The 18407-nt window shown below is 74.4% G+C and carries 12 protein-coding genes; 8 read left to right on the top strand and 4 right to left on the bottom strand.

The features are described 5' to 3' along the window. Window positions 1-3: 3 nt before the first annotated feature. Window positions 4-1581 carry a PucR family transcriptional regulator ligand-binding domain-containing protein gene (locus AB0O28_RS11075; protein ID WP_363639159.1) on the bottom strand — a complete coding sequence of 526 codons (1578 nt, stop codon included), beginning with the start codon at window positions 1579-1581 and terminating at the stop codon, window positions 4-6. 278 nt (window positions 1582-1859) lie between these two features. Between AB0O28_RS11075 and AB0O28_RS11070 the strand changes: the two genes are divergently transcribed. The 5 genes from AB0O28_RS11070 (at window position 1860) to AB0O28_RS11050 (ending at window position 10164) form a co-directional block, all read left to right on the top strand. Continuing rightward, window positions 1860-2762, top strand: coding sequence for a DUF2877 domain-containing protein (locus AB0O28_RS11070; RefSeq protein ID WP_363638748.1), 903 nt, complete (start codon window positions 1860-1862; stop codon window positions 2760-2762). 95 nt (window positions 2763-2857) lie between these two features. Beyond that, window positions 2858-4285, top strand: a complete 1428-nt coding sequence (locus AB0O28_RS11065; protein ID WP_363638746.1) for an FdrA family protein — start codon at window positions 2858-2860, stop codon at window positions 4283-4285. Window positions 4286-4379: 94 nt separating this feature from the next. Continuing rightward, window positions 4380-5765, top strand: coding sequence for a DUF1116 domain-containing protein (locus tag AB0O28_RS11060; RefSeq protein WP_363638744.1), 1386 nt, complete (start codon window positions 4380-4382; stop codon window positions 5763-5765). Between the two features lie 152 nt (window positions 5766-5917). Next, window positions 5918-8074 (top strand): protein kinase, encoded by a 2157-nt coding sequence (locus tag AB0O28_RS11055; RefSeq protein WP_363638742.1) that lies wholly within the window; start codon window positions 5918-5920, stop codon window positions 8072-8074. Between the two features lie 182 nt (window positions 8075-8256). Next, on the top strand, window positions 8257-10164 hold the full coding sequence (locus AB0O28_RS11050) for a serine/threonine-protein kinase (protein ID WP_363638740.1): 1908 nt from the start codon (window positions 8257-8259) through the stop codon (window positions 10162-10164). A gap of 36 nt (window positions 10165-10200) precedes the next feature. Here AB0O28_RS11050 and AB0O28_RS11045 read toward each other — a convergent pair whose 3' ends face one another. The 3 genes from AB0O28_RS11045 to AB0O28_RS11035 form a co-directional block, all read right to left on the bottom strand. Next, on the bottom strand, window positions 10201-11895 hold the full coding sequence (locus tag AB0O28_RS11045; RefSeq protein ID WP_363638738.1) for a bifunctional 3'-5' exonuclease/DNA polymerase: 1695 nt from the start codon (window positions 11893-11895) through the stop codon (window positions 10201-10203). 120 nt (window positions 11896-12015) lie between these two features. Next, window positions 12016-13515 carry a metallophosphoesterase gene (locus AB0O28_RS11040; RefSeq protein ID WP_363638736.1) on the bottom strand — a complete coding sequence of 500 codons (1500 nt, stop codon included), beginning with the start codon at window positions 13513-13515 and terminating at the stop codon, window positions 12016-12018. A gap of 127 nt (window positions 13516-13642) precedes the next feature. Continuing rightward, on the bottom strand, window positions 13643-15262 hold the full coding sequence (locus AB0O28_RS11035) for an FAD-binding oxidoreductase (protein WP_363638734.1): 1620 nt from the start codon (window positions 15260-15262) through the stop codon (window positions 13643-13645). 57 nt (window positions 15263-15319) lie between these two features. On the opposite strand from AB0O28_RS11035, the gene AB0O28_RS11030 reads away from it, so the two are divergent. From AB0O28_RS11030 to AB0O28_RS11020, 3 genes are all read left to right on the top strand, one after another. Continuing rightward, window positions 15320-16828 carry a glycerol-3-phosphate dehydrogenase/oxidase gene (locus tag AB0O28_RS11030; protein WP_363638732.1) on the top strand — a complete coding sequence of 503 codons (1509 nt, stop codon included), beginning with the start codon at window positions 15320-15322 and terminating at the stop codon, window positions 16826-16828. A gap of 134 nt (window positions 16829-16962) precedes the next feature. Next, window positions 16963-17868, top strand: a complete 906-nt coding sequence (locus tag AB0O28_RS11025; protein ID WP_363638730.1) for a sucrase ferredoxin — start codon at window positions 16963-16965, stop codon at window positions 17866-17868. Window positions 17869-17984: 116 nt separating this feature from the next. Beyond that, a complete protein-coding gene (locus tag AB0O28_RS11020) occupies window positions 17985-18299 on the top strand; it encodes a WhiB family transcriptional regulator (protein ID WP_076434697.1) in 315 nt (104 codons plus the stop codon). The last annotated feature ends 108 nt before the right edge of the window (window positions 18300-18407 follow it).

Raw genomic sequence — 18407 nt, 5'->3', positions numbered from 1 at the left:
AGCTTAGATACCCCTCATGCGCAGCACGTGCAGGGCGAGGGTGAGATTGAGCCGCAGATGCGCGTCCTCGGTGAAGTTGCCCAGCATGCGCTCCAGCTTCCCGATCCGGTAGCGCAGCGTGTTGTAGTGGAAGTGCAGCCGGCGTGCGGTCTCCGCGACGTTGAGGTTGGTCTCCAGCAGCGCCTGCAGGGTGCGGCGCAGGTCGGCGTTCTCGGCGTCGTCGTCCCCCGCCAGCGGGCCCAGGGTCTCGCGGACGAAGGAGTGCAGCTCGTCGGTGTCGTTCACCAGCGAGAGCAGCCGATAGACCCCCAGCTCGTCGAAGTGGGCGACCGCGCCCGCCCCGTGGAGCTGCCGGCCCACCCGGGCGGCCTTCAGCGCCTGGCCGTACGCGCCGGGCAGGGCGTCCGCTCCGGAGGCGACCCGGCTGAGGCCGGTGGAGAACGTGCCGTCGGAGACGGCCGCGAGCGCGTCCCTGGCCACCTTGGCCGGGTCGGCGGCAGCCCCGACGATCGCCACGACCTCGTGCGAGAACCCGGCGACCGCGCCCCGCGGATCATGCTTGCGCACCGACGCCTGCCACGCCGCCAGCATGCGGTCCTGGACCGGCCGTTCCTCGGCGTCCGGATCGATCTCGGCGACCAGCACGCTCACCGGGCGTTCCAGGTCCCAGCCGAACGCCCGGGCACGCTCGGCCACCCGCGGCCCGCCCCTGCCGGTGAGCACGTCCCGCAGGAAGTCGGCGCGGTATTTGCTCTCGACGGCGGTGACCGCCTCCTGCTTGGTGATCACCAGCGCGGCGACGGTCGCGGCGCGCTCCAGGATGCCGATGTCACTGGGGGTCAGCGTGCCGTGGGCGCTGTAGGCCGCGATCCTCCCGTGATGGTGCCCGCCCGCGACGATCGGCACGGCCGCGTAGTGCCCGTCGCCCCCCGCGGGCGGGGCCGCCGGCGTCCGCGCGAGGGCCGCGTTCATCTCCCGCAGCCGCGCCACCTGCGCGGACTCCCCGGCGGCCGCGAGGAAGTTACCGGCGGCGTCGGTCGCCCCCACGGCCACCTGCAGCAGCCCTGCCACCTCCGCCGTGACCTCCCGCATCCCGCCCCCGGCCAGCACGATCTGCACGAGCGCCCGGTGCGCCTCCTCCGTACGGGCGAGGATCGCCGCCTGCCGGTTGAGGATGTCGGTGAGCACCTGATTGAGGATGTCGTCGAAGCCCACGTCGTTGGGCAGCAGGATCAGCGGAAACCCCAGCCGGTCGGCCTGTTCGACCATCTCCCCCGGAAGCTCGTCCAGGTAGCGGCCGAGCTTGATCGCCAGCGCGGCGAGGCCGCGCTCGTCGAGGTCGGCCACGAGCCGGTCGAGCGACTGCGGCGTGTTGCGCAGCGGGTAGCCCGTGGTGAGCAGCAGCTCGTGCGGCTTCACCCAGGCGAGGATGTCGGGCACCTCCATCACGTTGAGGCGCTGCACGATGCGGTTCAGGCCGCCCCGCCCGGCGATCAGGCGGGCGTCCGCCAGCGACGAGACCCCGAGCACCTCTCCCACCGACACGCCGTGGAGGATCGTTCCCGTGCTCGCCAGGCGCATCGCGGGCGGGGCCGGGTCGTTCTGCAATGCCGTCTCCGGTCCTGCTTGCCGAACAGTGCTTTCGAACAGTGCTTCATGAAGGTGCGACGTCCCTGGTCATCAGTCGCTCACCGCTCCTCGTGCGCTACGCGGGGCCCGGGGACGCCTCAGCCCGATTGTGCACGACCACCGGTCCTGTCAGGAAGAGCCAAGCATTCGGCCGACTGTTGGCATCTTTCTCCGTACGGAGGGGGGAGACCGGGCCTTAGCGTCGGCAACGACTGGCTTCGGGAGGTCCGGTGAGTGTTGGCACGCGCCCGAGAGGGCGGCGGGCGGTGACGCCCGCGTCCCGCCCCCCGGCGGCCCCCGCCTACGTGAGCGGCGCCGCGAGCGTGGCCGTACGGCCCGCGCTGGAGTCGCCCCGCAGGCCTGCCAGGGTGCTGGCGGTCTTTCCCCTCGCGCTCTACCTGGAGATCAGGAGTGAGGCCGAGCCGCACGTCGTCGCGGTGGTGACGGGCGAGGCCACCCGCCTGCCCAACGCCGTGGTGCTCCCCGGGCGCCTCGACGGGGTGTCGGCGGGCGACGACGCCTGGGTCGGCGAGGGCGCCGTCGAGGTCGGGGGCCTGTCGATCCGGGTGCGTCGCTGGTGGGATCCCGCTCCCCCGCTCGCCCCCGCCGGCCCGGCACGGCTCGCGCCCGCCCTCGCACTGCTCCGCGACGCCCGCGCCGCCTCGCCCCGGCGGCCGGGGCTGGCCCCGGGCGGCGCCCCGGCGCTGCTCGAACGTGGCTGCCTCGCGGGTTCGCTGGTGGAGAGCATCACGGCGGCCGAGCGGCTGATCGGTCTCGGCCCCGGACTGACGCCCAGCGGCGACGACATGCTCGCCGGCCTGCTGGTCGCGCTGCGGCATCTCGGCGCGGCGGCGGGGGTCCCGCGCGCCGTCTGGCTGGCGGACTGGCTCGCCGCCGCGGTCACCTACGACGCCCGCACCCGGACCACCCCCATCTCGGCCACCCTGCTGCACTGCGCCGCGAGGGGCGAGGCGAGCCCGGAGGTCACCGGGCTGCTGCGCGGCGCGGCCGGGCAGCAGCCGCTGGAGCCGGCCCTGCACCGTCTGCTCCGCCTCGGCCACACCTCGGGCGCCGATCTGGCGTGGGGCGTGCAGATCGGCCTGTCCGCCGTCCTCGCCCTCGGGAGGGTCTGACGAATGCCGCCCGTCGCGAGCGTGGATCGAGGCGCCGTCCGGGCCGCGCGCGGCAGGGCCATGATCTGCCGGACACGACCCGGAGGGGAGGGCCGGTGAACGACCTGGTCGAGGTGCGCCCCGGGGTCTACCGCGACTCCGTGACGCTCATGCGGGTGAGCCGGGCCCTCACCGGACGGCCCGGCGTGACCGTCGCGGTCGTCGCGATGGCCACGGAGCTCAACACGGGGCTCGCCCGCGATCTCGGCTTCGCGGTGCCGCCCGCGACGCCCGGCGACCTGCTGGTGGCGGTCCGGGCCTCCTCACCCGGGGAGCTGGAGGACGCCGCCGCCGAACTCGAACGACAGCTCGCCGCACGGGCGCCGGCGAGCGGGACGCGGGGCGACGCGCCGCCGCGTACCGTCCGGTCGGCGGCGCGGGCCTTCGAGGCGAGCCTGGCGCTGGTGAGCGTGCCGGGCGAGCACGCCTTCGCCGAGGCGCTCGACGCCGTGGAGGCCGGGCTCTCGGTGATGATCTTCAGTGACAACGTGCCGGTCGAGCAGGAGATCCTGCTCAAGGACCGGGCGCGGGCCAGGGGCGTGCTCGTGATGGGACCCGACTGCGGCACCGCGGTCGTGGGCGGGGCGGGCCTGGGCTTCGCCAACGTGCTCCGCCCCGGGCCGGTCGGCGTCGTGGCCGCCTCGGGGACCGGCGCCCAGCAGGTGACGAGCCTGCTCGACCTCGCCGGGGCCGGCGTGTCCCACGTGCTCGGCGTGGGCGGCAGGGACCTGTCCGCCGAGGTGGGCGGGCGCTCGGCCGTTCAGGCGCTGCGCGCGCTCGACGAGGACCCCGCGACCGAGCTGATCGTGCTGATCTCCAAACCCCCCGCGCCCGAGGTGGCCCGCGCCGTACGGGACCTCGACCTGGCGACGCCGGTCGTGACCGCGCTGCTCGGGCCGGGGCAGGACGACCTCACCACCGCCGCGGAGAAGGTGCTGCGGGCCCTCGGCCGCGAGGTGCCCGAGTGGCCCTCCTGGCCCGCCCCCGCGAACCGGCCGCACTCCGCAGCCCATGCCCCAGCCCATGCCCCGCGCGACGGCGCTGCGGGGCGGGATGGAGCTGCGGAGCCGGGCGAGGCCCTGCGGGGGCTCTACGCCGGCGGCACGCTGTGCGCGGAGGCGGGTCTGGTCGCCGGCGCCGGCGAGTTCACCGACTTCGGCGACGACTCCTTCACCCGGGGCCGGGCCCATCCGATGATCGACCCGGCGCTGCGCCTGGAGGCGCTGCGCCGCGTCGCCTCCGGCGTCGTGCTGATGGACGTCGTGCTCGGGCACGGCTCCGACCCCGACCCGGCCTCCTGGCTCGCGCCCGTGATCCGCGACGCGGTGAACAGGGGCGTGGCCGTGGTCGTGGCCGTCGTCGGCACCGACGGCGACCCGCAGGGGCTGCGCGCCCAGGCCGCCCGGCTCAACGAGGCCGGGGCGGCGGTCTTCACCTCCAACGCCGCGGCCGCCCGGCACGCCCGCCTCCTGGCGGACGGGTGACGGACGTGCCCCGCATCGCGGCGAGCCGCCCGCCCTGCTCCGCAGGGGTCCGCCCCCTCCCCGTCCGAAGGCGGGAGTCCCTTCGGAGGTTCTCATGACCCTCTCCATGCTGTACGGCGAGCCGCGCGTCATCACCGTGGGCGCGCAGGTGCTGGGCGAGGCACTGGACCGGCAGGCCGTGCCGCGCCGGGAGGTCGACTGGCGGCCGCCGCTGCCGGGCGCCTCCGCGGCGCTCGCCCGGGTGCTCGCCGACCCCCGGCGCGAGAGCGCCAACACCGCCGCAGCCGGAAGGATGCTGTCGGCCCGGCCGATGCTGACGGGTGTGCGTCCGGCGCACGCGGTCCTCGGCCTGCGCGCCGGGGAGTTCTTCCACGCCGGGCCGCCGATCACCTGGGAGCGCGCCTCCGGCCCGATGCGGGGAGCGCTCGTCGGGGCCATGCTGTTCGAGGGCCTGGCCGCCACCCCCGAGGAGGCGCAGGACCGCCTGGCCTCCGGCGCGGGGATCACCCTCGACTCCTGTCATCATCACCGGACGGTCGGCCCGATGGCGGGCGTGGTCAGCCCGTCCATGTGGATGCTCGAGGTCGCCGACGCCGAGCACGGCGGCAGGGCGTACTGCTCGCTGAACGAGGGGCTGGGCAAGGTCCTGCGTTACGGCGCGTACGGGCCCGAGGTGATCGATCGGCTGCGCTGGATGGGCGAGGTCCTCGGGCCGGTGCTGGCGGCCGCGCTGGAGCGGTGCGGCCCGCTCGACCTGCGCGCGCTCATCGCCCAGGCGCTGCAGATGGGCGACGAGCTGCACAACCGCAACCGCGCGGCGACGTCCCTACTGGTACGCGAGATCGCGCCCGCCGTCGTGGAGGCCGCTCCGGACCGCGCCGCCGAGGTGCTGCGGTTCATCAATGGAAATGATCATTTCTTCCTGAACGCAGGAATGGCGGCGGCGAAAGTCAGCGCCGACGCGGCCCGCGGCGTGCCCGGGTCGAGCCTGGTCGTGGCCATGGCGCGCAACGGAACGGATTTCGGAATACAGGTGTCGGGCCTCGGCGACCGGTGGTTCACCGGCCCGGCCGGGGTGCCCGACGGCCTCTACCTCGGCGGGTACGGCCCGGACGACGCCAACCCCGACATCGGCGACTCCACGATCACCGAGACGACGGGCCTGGGGGGCTTCGCCATGGCGGCGGCCCCGGCGATCGTCCGGTTCGTCGGCGGCGAGGTGTCCGACGCCGTGGCGGCGACGAGCTCGATGTACGAAATCACGGTGGCCGAGCACCCGGCGTACCAGGTCCCGGCGCTCGGCTTCCGCGGCACCCCGGCCGGCATCGACGTGGCGCTCGTGGCCAGGACCGGTCTGCTGCCCGTCGTCAACACCGGCATCGCGGGCAGGATCGCCGGAACCGGGCAGGTGGGAGCGGGTCTGGTCAGCCCTCCGGCCGAGGCCTTCACGACCGCCCTCGCCGCGCTGGCCGACGTGTGAATTCCCTTTGACCGTCATCAGACCGTAATATCGTCGTCAACCTCAGATATCCGATGCAATTCGCACGGTCCGTTCGGGGGATCCTGCGGAACGAGCGTGAATTGGGGACTTTGTCTATGACGACCGATCGCCTGCTCGGTATGGTCCCCCCTATGCCAGAGGGTCAGGGGCCTGTGGGCCGCGTCCCCACGGGGGGCGCCCCCGAAGGGCAGGGACGTCTCGTCGGCCGCCGCTACCGGCTGTTGTCCCCGGTGGGCCGCGGCGGCATGGGGATGGTGTGGCACGCCCACGACGTGCTGCTCGACCGGGACGTCGCGGTCAAGGAACTGCTCCTGCCGTTCGGGCTCGACAGCACCGGCGCGCAGGTCGCCCACCGGCGGATGCTGCGTGAGGCGCGCTCGGCCGCCCGGCTCAGCCATCCCGGCATCGTCACCGTCCACGACGTCGTCGAGGAGGACGGACGGCCCTGGATCGTCATGGAGCTCGTCCGCGCCTGGTCCCTCGAACAGGCCGTACGGCAGAGCGGGCCGCTGCCGGTCGTGCAGGCCGCCGAGATCGGCATCCGGGTGCTCGACGCGCTGCGTCACGCCCATGCCGCCGGCATCCTCCACCGCGACGTGAAGCCCGGCAACGTGCTGCTCACCGCCGACCGCGTGGTGCTCACCGACTTCGGCATCGCCGCCATCGAGGGCGACGTCACGATCACCCAGACCGGGCTGCTCATGGGCTCGCCCGCGTACATCCCGCCGGAGCGCCTGCAGGGCCGCCCGATCACGCACGCCGCCGACCTGTGGTCCTTCGGCGCGACGCTGTACGCCGCCGTGGAGGGCCGCCCGCCGTACGAGGGCCCGGACGCGGTCGCCGTGCTCGGCGCGGTGCTGACGCAGGAGCCCAACCGGCCGCGCCGGGCGGGCGCGCTGCTGCCGGTCATCGAGGGCCTGCTCCGCAAGAACCCGGCCGACCGCCTTCCCGCCGCGCAGGTCGCGGAGATGCTGGAGCGGGTGCTGCACAGTCACGGCGCCGGACTGCCGGGCCGGGGCGGGAGGCCGGCCTCGGTGCCGACGCCGCAGGACTCCACGCCCGCGGGGCTGCTGCCACCGCTCGACATCCCCTCGGGGCCGCTGCCCTCACGCATCATCGAGACGCCCTCGGGCCCGGTCCGCGTGCCGCTCACGGCCGACGACCTGTCCGGCGCCGCGCCGCGCGCGGGGGAGCCCTATCCCGCGGAGCCCCGTTCCGTGGATGCGCGTGCCGTGGAGGCGCGGCCCGCCGAGCCGGCGTACGAGCCTCCGGGCGCGTTCGGGCCCTTGGGGGCCTTCGGGCAGCCCCCTTCCACCGGCATGGCCTTCGACGCGTTGTCGTCCCCCTCGGGGTCGACGCACGCGCCGGAGCGGCCGAAGGAGGCCATGTGGCCCACGCCCACGCCGGGTGACATGCCCGGCGACTTGGGCGGGACGGCGCAGCCGCCGCACCGGTCCGGGCAGCACGCGGCACCCCAGCACGCGGCGCCTCAGCACGCGGCACCTCAGCACGCGGCGCCTCAGCACGCGGCCCCTCAGCACGCGGCACCCCCGCAGGCCGTCTCCCCGCAGGCCGGCGACTCCGGGCCGGTCGCGGAGCCCACCGGCCCGCACCGGCCCCGGGTGGGCCGCAGGCGCAAGGAGCGGGCCGACGAGGTCCCCGAGCGCGAGGGCCGCTCGATGCTCCTGCCGGCCGTCGCCGGTGTGGCCGTGATCGCGGTGATCGTCGCGATCGTGCTCGTGCTGCTGCCGAGCGGCCCGGACGACGACGAGGCCACGGTCGCGCGGCAGGATTCCACGGCGGCCGCGGCGGACGCCTCCGCGGGGACGGGCGGCGCCGCCGCGTCGGCCGTACGCGTGCCCGAGGGCTACCGCGCCGTGACCGAGGGCGGGGTGTCGACGGCGGTGCCGAAGGACTGGAGCACCACGGTCGACGACGGGGTCGTCAGGCTCACGGGCCCGAAGGACAGCGGGCAGAGCATCACGATCAAGCGGATCCCGGACGGCAGCCTGGAGGCGCTGCGGGCCGCCGAGCAGAACCTGGACATCAAGGACTACACCGACTACACCCAGATCCAGCTGCGAGAGGTGAACTACCGCTACCCCGCCGCCGACTGGGAGTACACCTACACCAACGCCAGCGAGGTCACCGTCCACGCGGTCATCCGCTACCTGGAGACGGGCGGCGGGCGCGCCTACGCGGTCCTGTTCGCCTCGCCCGACTTCGACTGGAACGAGTCGGCCGCACCGGTACGGCAGGCGCTCTGGAGCACCTTCCGCCCCGCCTGACGCCGGCGCCTGCACGGAGGTAGGGGCCGGGGCGGGACGACGGCGTGGTCTCGCGCCCGCACGGGCGGTGGCCCGCCTCGGGCCCTGTGCCCGTCTGCGCCGGTTCCCGGCGACCTGTTGCGGGCTGCTTGGAGAGAATGTCCTGATCGACCAGGCGTGAACCCGGATCCCAAGGAGTGCCGGTGCGGACCTTCGAGACGCTGCGGGAGGACGATCCGCGGCAGGTGGGCCCCTTCCGCATCGAGGCACGCCTGGGAGAGGGCGGGATGGGCCGGGTGTATCTCGGGCGTTCGCGGAGCGGGCGGGCCGTCGCGGTGAAGGTGGTGCGGCCCGAGCTGGCCGGCGACGCCGAGTTCCGCCGCAGGTTCGACCGCGAGGTCGCCACGGCCCGCAAGGTCAACGGCTTCTTCACGGCCGGAGTGGTCGACGCCGACCCGCAGGGGTCGCCGCCCTGGCTCGCGACGGCGTACGTGCCGGGCATGTCGCTGGAAGACGCCGTGAACGAGCACGGGCCGTGGCCCGAGGACTCGGTCCTGGCCCTGGGCGCGGGGCTGGCGGAGGCGCTGGAGTCGATCCACGCCGCCGGAGTCGTGCACCGGGACCTCAAGCCGTCCAACGTGCTGCTGGCCGGGGACGGCCCCCGCGTCATCGACTTCGGCATCTCCCTGGCCATCGAGGGCGGCGCGCTGACGAAGACCGGCATCGCCATGGGAACTCCCGGGTTCATGTCCCCGGAGCAGCTCAGGGGCACCCGGGTCGGACCGGCGAGCGACGTGTTCTGCCTGGGGCTGGTGCTGGCGTTCGCCGCGACCGGCGCCGGGCCGTTCGGACAGGGGTCCTGGCAAGGGCTGTGGTATCGCATCGTGCACGAGGAGCCCGACCTCGGCGCACTGCCGCCGGCGGCGCGGGCGCTGGTGGCCCGGTGCCTGGCCAAGGAACCCGAGGGACGGCCCACCGTGTCGGCCCTGCTGAACGAACTGGCCGACGGCGGCCGTGACCTCGTCTCGCCCGTCCAGCAGGGCAGGTGGCTTCCCCCGGCCGTCGCGCAGGCGGTGCGCACGCCCGACGCCCCCACGCGCGTTCTCCCCGCGTCGCCGGAGACGCGGAATTCGCCGCCGTTCGACAGGCCCGGCCCGGGGATGCCCGGCCCGCGCGGGCCGCGTGGTCCTGAAACGCCGGGACAGCCGGGAGCTCCCGGACCGCCGTGGAGTTCGGGACCCCCGGGCCCGCCGTGGACCTCGGGACCCCGGTGCGCTTCGGAACCGGGGGGCGCTTCGGGACCGCCGAGAGCTCCGGGACCCCCGGGCCCGCCGTGGACCTCGGGACCCCGGGGCGCTTCTGGACCGCGGGGGATGGCGCAACCGTACATGGCCGGGACGCCCGGGGGTCCCCGGCCGGGCGGCGGGCCGGGGATGATCGCACCCGGTCCGCGGCCCGCCTTCCCCGCGCCGAGCCCCGCGCACCTTACTCCCGCCCCCTACGCGCCCCCCGCCCCCTACGCGGCGGGACCCGCGCGCGGCGCGGCGAGGCCGTATCCGCCCCCGGCGCGTCCCATACCTCAGCGCCGGCCCCGGCGGTACCCCGCCTGGTTGCGGCGGACCACGCGCGTCTGGGTGGTCCTCTGCGGGCTGCTCATCGCCGTCGTCGCCGTGAGCGAGGTCCGCATGGCCCTCTCCGCCGTGCCTGAGGAGGTCTCGACCTCCAGTGACGGTTCCGCGCTGACCGTCACGCTGAACCCCGATCCGATGCCGGCGATCTACGTCTCCGGCGCGTCGGGCGATCCGCGGTGCAAAGTGGAGAACGGCCGTGGGCGGAACGTCAGGCTCACCCGGCCGGCGGCGGACTACCAGCCGTTCGTCAAGGGCGGCAGGTGGCGGCTGCTCTACGAGATCCGCGCGCCGAAGTCGGACACCTACACGGTGAGGTGCTCCGGCGACCAGGACGCGTTCGGCGTCGGGACGGCGCCCTCCGCCGGCGTACGCAGGCTCGTCGGCATCGCCGTCGCGATCCTGGCCTACCTGGCCCTTCTGGGAGTGCCGGGCCTGCTGCTGGCCGCTCTCGTCACCCGGATGTCACGCCAGGCCCCCTGAGGCGGAGCCACCGTTCACCGGCCGCGGGGCGTGCCGTCACTTGGCGTCGGCGTAGCAGGTGACGGCCACCGCCTCCATCGGGAAGCGGACCGTGGTGTCGCCGAACAGCAGCCGGGTCGCCTCGTCCGCCGCGCGGCCGACGGCCTCGCGGACCTCGCCCGCCAGGTCGAGGGGGCAGTGCACCATCACCTCGTCGTGCTGGAAGAACACCAGCCTCGCCGTATCGGGCAGCAGCCCCCGCAGCACCGCCAGGAGCGTCAGCGCCCACTCGGCCGCCGTGGCCTGCACGACGAAGTTGCGGGTGAACCTTCCCCGGTCCCTGGCCGCCCGGGCGCCCTCGGGACCGGCCACCAGGCGCCGCCACCGCTCCGACGGAGGCGGGCAGGTGCGGCCCAGCCACGAGCGGACCAGCCGCCCGTCCTCCCCCGCGCGGGCCGCGTCCTCCACGAACGCGTACGCCTTCGGGAACCGCTGCCGCATGACGGCCAGCAGCTTGGAGGCGTCACCGCTGGTCCCGCCGTACATCGCGGACAGCATGGCGATCTTGGCCGACTCGCGGACCCCGCCGAACGCCTGGGCCAGCGCGGCGTACAGGTCGATCTCCCCGGCCGCCCGCGCGAGCCCCCTGTCGCCCGACAGCGCGGCCAGCACCCGTGGTTCGAGCTGCGCGGCGTCGGCCACCACGAGCGTCCAGCCGTCGTCGGCCACCACGACCCTGCGCATGACCTTGGGGATCTGCAGCGCGCCGCCCCCGCTGGTGGCCCACCGGCCGCTCACCACCCCGCCCACGACGTACTCGGGCCGGAAGCGGTCGCCGCTGACCCACTGCGCGGCCCAGGTCCAGCCGTGGAAGCTGTACAGACGGGCCAGTTCCTTGTACGCCAGCAGCGGCGCGACGGCCGGGTGGCCGACCGTCTTCAGCACGTGGGATCGGGTGGACGGGACCTCGATCCCCGCGGTCTTGAACGCCCTGACGATCTGCTGCGGGGAGTCGGGGTTGACGAGGTGGCCGAAGGCGGCCGACACCTCGTCGGCCAGCGCCTGGAGCTTCACCGGCCGCATGCCGTGGGCGGGGCGGGGCCCGAGCAGATCGGTCAGCAGAGCGTCGTGGACGTCCTCGCGCCAGGGCATGCCGTCGTGGCTCATCTCCGCGGCGATCAGCGCACCGGCCGACTCGGCCGCGACCAGCAGGCGGAACCGCCCGGGGTCGGGCGTGCGCGCGACACGGCGGCGCTGGTCCTCGAACACCTCGGCGACCATGTCGGCCTCGGGGACGGCGTTCCCCGGGGGCGCCGGGTCGAACAGGCTCGCCTGCGTGCCGCCCGCCTGATGCGCGTCGGACGCCTCGTGCGGGTCGTCGGGCACCGTGAGGCCCCGCAGGCGCGCGTAGGCCGCCCCGACCTGTCTGGGCTCCCCGTAGCGCCCGTCGGCGGCCAGCAGCAGGTTCTCGGTCAGCGCGACGTCATGGCAGCGCGACAGCCGTACGCCGGCGGACAGGAGCGCCGGGTAGACACGGCGAGCGTCGGCCCACACCCAGCGGGGCCTGGCGGCGGCCTCCAGCGATCGCACGGCCGCCGCGAGATCGGGCACCCGGACCGAGGGCCCCCCGTCGCGGCTCCCGCCCCCCGCACGCCCCCCGAGCCACTCCGGAAGAGCGTCTCGGTGCCCGTGCTCGCCGAGGGCCCGGATCGTCCCGCCACCGTCGGCGTCGGCCGCCACCACAACGTGCACCTCACCAGCGTGCCAGGCCATACCGACAATCCCACCGCCGGTCTGCTCCCGCCCGGCGCGGCCTGGCCGGGTGCGCCGCCCGGCACTCCCCTGATCGCCGGGACCGCCGGGCCCCCGGGATCAGAGCGGGATCTCGACCTCGTCCTCCAGCGGGGGCTCCTCCTCCTGCGGCAGGCAGCCCGTGGCGGCGAAGCACCGTAGCCGGAGCGTGTCCCCGGTGACCGACAGGTGGAGGAAGCTCTTGAAGAAGGGCGGGGTGTCCCAGTCGGACAGTTCGGAGATGTACCGGTGGAAGACCCGCCCCACCGGCAGGCGGAACGGCATCGGCCAGCCGCCGAGCAGCCGGGCCGCCCACTTCACGCGTGCGCCGATCGGCGCCCCCGGCGTGGGCCGGGGCGGGGTGTTGCCGATCCGCCGGGACATCAGGGCCAGCCCCTCCTCCGGCGTGATGTACAGCCCCCGCATCCGGAGCCTCCTGCTGTAGAGCAGGCTGTAGAACGACAGCGAGTCGCCGCGCAGCGGATAGCACTTGAAGTCGTCCTCGTGGACGCCGCCCGCGTCCACCCGGGGGATCGTGTGCGTGGCGTGCATGAACGCCCCGCCGCCGCCCGACACGACGTACTGGATGAGCCGCCCCTCCGCCCGGACCGGGTAGCGCTGGTAGTTGTGCACGTCGCCGCCGATGGCCGCGACGTAGTTGTGGGCCGGGTCGCGGACCACGTCGTCCACCGTGCCGCCGCCCTCGATGTCGCAGGGGTGGTAGGCGTTGTTGACGTAGATCGGCTTGCCGGTGATCAGGATCTTCGGCCGGGGGTCGGCGGAGACCCGGCGCAGCCACTCGCCCTGCTCCCGGTCGAGGGTCCCCTTGATGCCGGTGTCGATGCCGACGAGCAGCAGGCGTCCGGTGTCGAGCACCCAGTACGGCCCCGGCAGCGCCGGGCCGGGATCGGGCCGCATCCTCCTCGCCTCGGCCAGGGCGTCCTCGTCGATCGTCTCCGGCTTCTTCCACAGCAGCCCGCGCAGCCCGTCCGGGGACAACCGGAAGCCCCGCTGCTCCGCCGACAGGGGATGCGCGTCGCAGAAGATCCGCATGAAGCCGCCGAGCCCGTCGTACCAGTCGTGGTTGCCGGGCACGGCGAAGATCGGCGCGGGGTAGTCCTTGTACGGCCGGAAGAACTTGTCGCGATACTCGTTGCCCGATCCGGTCGGGTAGATCACGTCGCTGGCGATGACCGCGAACGACGTGCCCGCGCCGAGCTTGAGCAGCCCGGGCACCACCGCGTACTGCGAGGCGTCGCCCTCGCCGGTGTCGCCGAGCACCAGGAACGAGAACTCCTCGCCCAGGTCGAGCCTGATGCGGAAGTCCGGGTCGGCGCCGCGATCGCGCTGCGCCGCCACCCAGCGGCGGCGCACCTGCGGCGAGGGGTCGCCGAACAACTGGGCGAGGATCTCGTTGCGGGACCGCCACAGCGTCGCGGGGTTCAGCCAGGTGAAGGAGTTCCGGGTGGGCCGCAGCGCCTCGAAGGTGCCGATCTCGGGGCAGTCCCAGCCCGCTCCGCCCTGCGACACCCGTGACGAGACCTGCTTCCCCCGCGCGGCGGCCGCGCCCACATCGACCATGGAAACAATCTTGGCGTTTCCAGCGCCTCGATCGAGAAGATTTGCCCGAACTGAGCGGTGTGGGGCGACAACGCGGCGAGGTGGCGCTCCGGGCGACGCGAAGGGGCGGCGAGTGGAGGGACAGATGCTACCTCTCGGGGATCAGCACACCCGGATTGAGGATCCCGGCGGGATCGAGCCGTTCCTTGATCCCGCGCAGGATCTCGCCGCCCAGGTCGCCGATCTCCGCGGCGTACGCCTCCCGGTGGTCCCGGCCGACGCCGTGGTGGTGCGAGATCGTGCCGCCCGCCCGCACGATCGCCTCGTTCGCCGCGCGCTTGGCCGCCGCCCACTGCCCGAGCGGGTCGCCGGTCTGCGCGGTCACCACGGTGAAGTACAGCGAGGCGCCCGTGGCGTAGACGTGGGAGATGTGGCACATGACCAGCGGCGAGGTCAGCGCGCCGTGCAGAGCCAGCCGTACGGCCTCGTACAGGCGCGGCAGGTTCGACCAGAAGCCGGCGGTCTCCAGCGTCTCCACCGTCGCCCCCGCGGCCAGCAGGCAGTCGCGCAGGTAGGGGGCGGAGAACCGGCCCTGCGCCCATTTGTCCCCCGGCTCAGGCCCGAGGTGCACGCCGCCGGCCTCGACCAGCACGGCGGCGGCCCGGTCCCGCCGGCCGGCCACGTCGGCCGGGGAGCCCTCGAAGCCCGCCACCAGCAGGCAGCCGGAGTCACGGCCGGCCGCGCCGAGATCGGCGGGCTTCGCCGGCCCGGCCATGGTCTCGGTCTCGTCCGACAACCTCAGCACGGTCGGCGACGGGCCCTCCTGCTGCGCGAGCCGCCGCAACGCGGCCGTGCCCGCCGCGAAGCTCTCGAACCGCCAGCCCTCGTACGCCCTGACGGCCGGGGCGCGGTGCACCCGCAACCGCAGCGAGGTGATCACTCCGAACGCGCCCTCGGAGCCCAGGAACACCTGGCGCAGGTCGGGCCCGGCGGCCGACTTGGGGGCACGGCCGATCTCCAGGGTGCCGCGGGGCGTGGCGACCGTCATGCCCACGACCATGTCGTCGAACCTGCCGTACCCGGCCGAGGCCTGCCCGCTGGACCTGGCCGCCGCGAACCCGCCGAGCGTGGCGTACTCGTACGACTGGGGGAAGTGCCCGAGCGTCAGCCCGTGCGCGGCGAGCAGTTGCTCGGCCTGCGGCGCGCGCAGGCCGGGCTCCAGTTCGGCGACCATGGAGACGGGGTCGACGGAGACGAGCCGGTTGAGCCGGGCCAGATCGAGCGCGATCACGCCCGCGAAACCCCCCTCGGAGCCACACCGGGCCGCCACGAGCCCGCCGACCACCGAGGTGCCCCCGCCGAACGGCACCACGGCCACCCGGTGCTCGGCGCACAGGCGCAGCACGGCGGCGACCTCGTCGTGCGAACCGGGAAGCACGACGGCGTCGGGCGCGTCCGAGGCGTCCCCCGCGCGCATGAGCAGCAAATCGGGGGTGGACTTGCCCCGGGTGTGGCGGATCCGGGCGTCGTCGTCGGCCCGTACGTGCTCGTCGCCCACCACCGCCGCGAGCGCGGCCAGGGCGGGCGGCGGCAGCGCCACCGGCGGCAGCCGCACCTCCCCGAACGTCGCCGCCGGGGCGGCGGGCGCCCGGACGCCGAGGAGCTCCGTGAGCAGGCCGCGCACCGGCGCGGGCAGCTCGGCGGCCTTGGCGGGATCGCCCCAGCCCGACCAGAGCATGGGTTCCGCCGAGGTGAGAGGGGTTTCCATGGCCGTCACGCCTCCAGGTAGGTTACTCAAGAGTAATCCGCAAGTAGTGGAGAGGACATGAACTCCTCACTGAACGCGGCCAGGCGCCTGTGGGATCTGGGCGAGGCTCGTGCCGACGTCGTCGACGTGCTCGTGGTCGGGCTGGGGGCGACCGGGGCCGGAGTCGCGCTCGACGCCGCCTCGCGCGGGCTTTCCGTGGCCGCCGTGGACGCCCACGACCTGGCCTTCGGCACCTCCCGATGGAGCTCCAAGCTGATCCACGGGGGGCTGCGCTACCTCGCGAGCGGCCAGGTCGGCGTGGCGTGGGAGAGCGCGGTGGAACGCGACGCCCTGCTGCGCTTCACCGCCCCCCACCTGGTCGCCGCCCACCCGTATCTGCTGCCGCTGACGCCGGCCGTCCCCCGGGCCCGGGCCGCGGCCGCCATGGCCGGCTACCGCCTGGGCGACGCGCTGCGGGCCGCCGCGCACACGCCGCGGCACCTGCTGCCCGGCCCCTCCCGGCTGCCGGCCGGCCGGGCGCTCGCGCTCGCCCCGCCCCTGCGCGCGGACGGCCTGCGCGGTGCGCTGCTGTCGTGGGACGGCCGGGTGGTGGACGACGCCCGCCTGGTCGTCGCGCTGGCGCGTACGGCCGCCGCCCACGGTGGGCGCGTCCTCACCCGATGCCGGGCGCTGGCGCTCGCCGGGGACGGCGCCCGGGTGCGCGACGAGCTGACCGGCGACGAGTTCGACATCCGGGCCCGCGCGGTGATCAACGCGACCGGCGTGTGGGCCGGAGAGCTCACGCCCTCGGTGGCGCTGCGTCCCTCGCGGGGCACCCACCTCGTGCTGCGCGCCGGGGCCCTCGGGGCGCTGCGCGCGGGGCTGCACCTGCCGATCCCCGGCGAGCGCGCCCGCTTCGCGCTGGTGCTCCCCCAGGCCGACGGGCGGATCTACGCCGGGCTGACCGACGAACCGCTGGACGGCCCGGTCCCCGACGTCCCCGCGGCTCCCGAGCGCGACGTCGCGTACCTGCTCGACGTCCTCGGGACGGTGCTGGACCGGCCGCTGTCCCGCGCGGACGTCGCCGGCGCCTTCGCCGGGCTGCGGCCCCTGATCGACACGGCCGGCGCGCCCGGTTCCGCGGGCGGGCGGACGGCCGACCTGTCCCGCCGCCACGCCGTGCTTCGCTCGCCGGACGGCGTCGTGACGGTCGTGGGCGGCAAGCTCACCACGTATCGGCGGATGGCCGAGGACGCCGTCGACGCCGCCTGCCCCCACGCACGCGCGAGCCGTACGGCGCGGCTGCCCCTCGTCGGGGCCGGGCCGGTGCGGCCGGGCGCGCCCGGGCGGCTGGCCCGCAGATACGGCTCGGAGGCATGGGCGCTGCGCGATCTGATGCGCGAGGACCCCGCCCTGGCCGAGCCGGTGGCGCTGGGGATCACCCGGGCGGAACTGGTCTGGGCCGTGCGCCACGAGGGCGCCCTGGACGCCGGCGACCTGCTGGACCGGCGGACCAGGATCGGCCTGGTGCCCGAGGACCGGACGGCCGCCCTCCCCGCCGCCGAGGCCGCCCTGGCCTATTCCTGACCTACGACGCATACACCGGCAATATCCGGACATGCGCGCATTTAACGTTGATTTACGCCTCCACTCGCGCGGCCCCTGAGGTAAGTCGCTAAGGTTAGTCTTACCTAAGAAACGCGAGAGAAGGACGGGACCGGATGGCCAACGGGTGCGAGCACCCCGCCGCCTGCCACACGGGGGAGGCGCCGATCCTGGCGAGTGCGACCAAGAAGGGCCGGTTCTGGCTGCTCATCGAGCACCCCGGGCCCTGGGCCGCGGAGCTGGAGGAGTGCGGGCTGCCGGAGGACGTCCACCGGCTGATCTCCCGCGCCAGAGCTCTTGACATCCGGCCGCAACTGATCCGCCGGCCCGGCCGCCGCGAGGCCCTCACGGGCCCCCTGCACGTCTACGTCGCCGCCGTCGCGGTGGACGATCCGTGGCTCGCGGAGGGCTTCGTGGAGCGCCCCGACGATCTTGACCTGGGCGCACTCGTGCACGGAGTGGTTCCGGAGTCCTGCATACTGGTGAACGAGCCGATGTTCCTGGTCTGCACGCACGGCAGGCACAACGCGTGCTGTGCGCGCCTTGGTCTCCCGCTGGCGCGGTTCCTCGACGAGAACCTGCCCGGCGAAGTGTGGGAAACCACACATGTCGGCGGCGATCGATACGCCGCCAACCTCGTATGCTTGCCACACGGGCTTTACTACGGCAGCATGTCTCAGGCTGCTGCGATCGCGGCGGCAAACGCGTACCGGCTCGGCGAGGTTGTCCTCGACCGTTTCCGGGGACGCGCGGGTATCCCTGAGCCACTGCAGGCCGCCGAGCACTTCGTCCGGGCGCATACCGGCGAGCTCTCGGTCGGCGGGGTGGCCGTGGAATCCTCCCGGTCGGTTGACGACACCACGATCTGCGTCGTGCGGCGCACGACGGAGCGTGGGACGTCGCGATTCCGGGTCGTGGTCGAACCCGCGGTGTTCACGGCACCGTGTGGGATGACCTGCGCCGACGGAATCCCGACCTACAGGTTGGCCGGACTGAGCGAGCTCACGCCGGTATTGACCTGAGGGCTCCGCCCCGGAGCCGGGAACACCACGGCCTGTCCCGGCGTTGGCACAAGGGACGCCACAAGCGTCCAATGCGGCACAAACACTGAAATACCTCTCACCAAAGGTGGTTTCTCATGTCTCAGGTACGTCGGCAGCTCGCCCGCCCGCGCCCCAGCTGGGGATGGCAGGATGATGCCGCGTGCCGGGGAGAGGACCTGGTGCTGTTCTTCGGTCCTGACGGTGAGCGTCAGCCCGAGCGCGACATCCGGGAGCGCAAGGCCAAGGCCATCTGCGCTCAGTGTCCTGTGCGAGCGGAGTGCCTCGACTACGCGCTCTCCCGGCCGGAGAAGTACGGCACGTGGGGCGGCCTCAACGAGGACGAGCGCGCGTCCGAGCGCCGCCGCCGTATGCGCCGCGCCGCGAGCGCCGGCATCAGCGCCGTCGCCTGAGCGTTTCCCCCTTCCCCGACACGCGTCACCGCCGGGCGCTCCGCGTCCCGTCCCCCCGAGGGAGACGGGCACACGCGGGGCGCCCTTACGGTTTCACCCGTCCATCCA

This window comes from Microbispora sp. NPDC088329, from assembly GCF_040685655.1.
GTDB lineage: Bacteria > Actinomycetota > Actinomycetes > Streptosporangiales > Streptosporangiaceae > Microbispora.
Note: the sequence above shows the minus strand (reverse complement) of the source record. Positions and strands in the feature narration are given on the sequence as shown.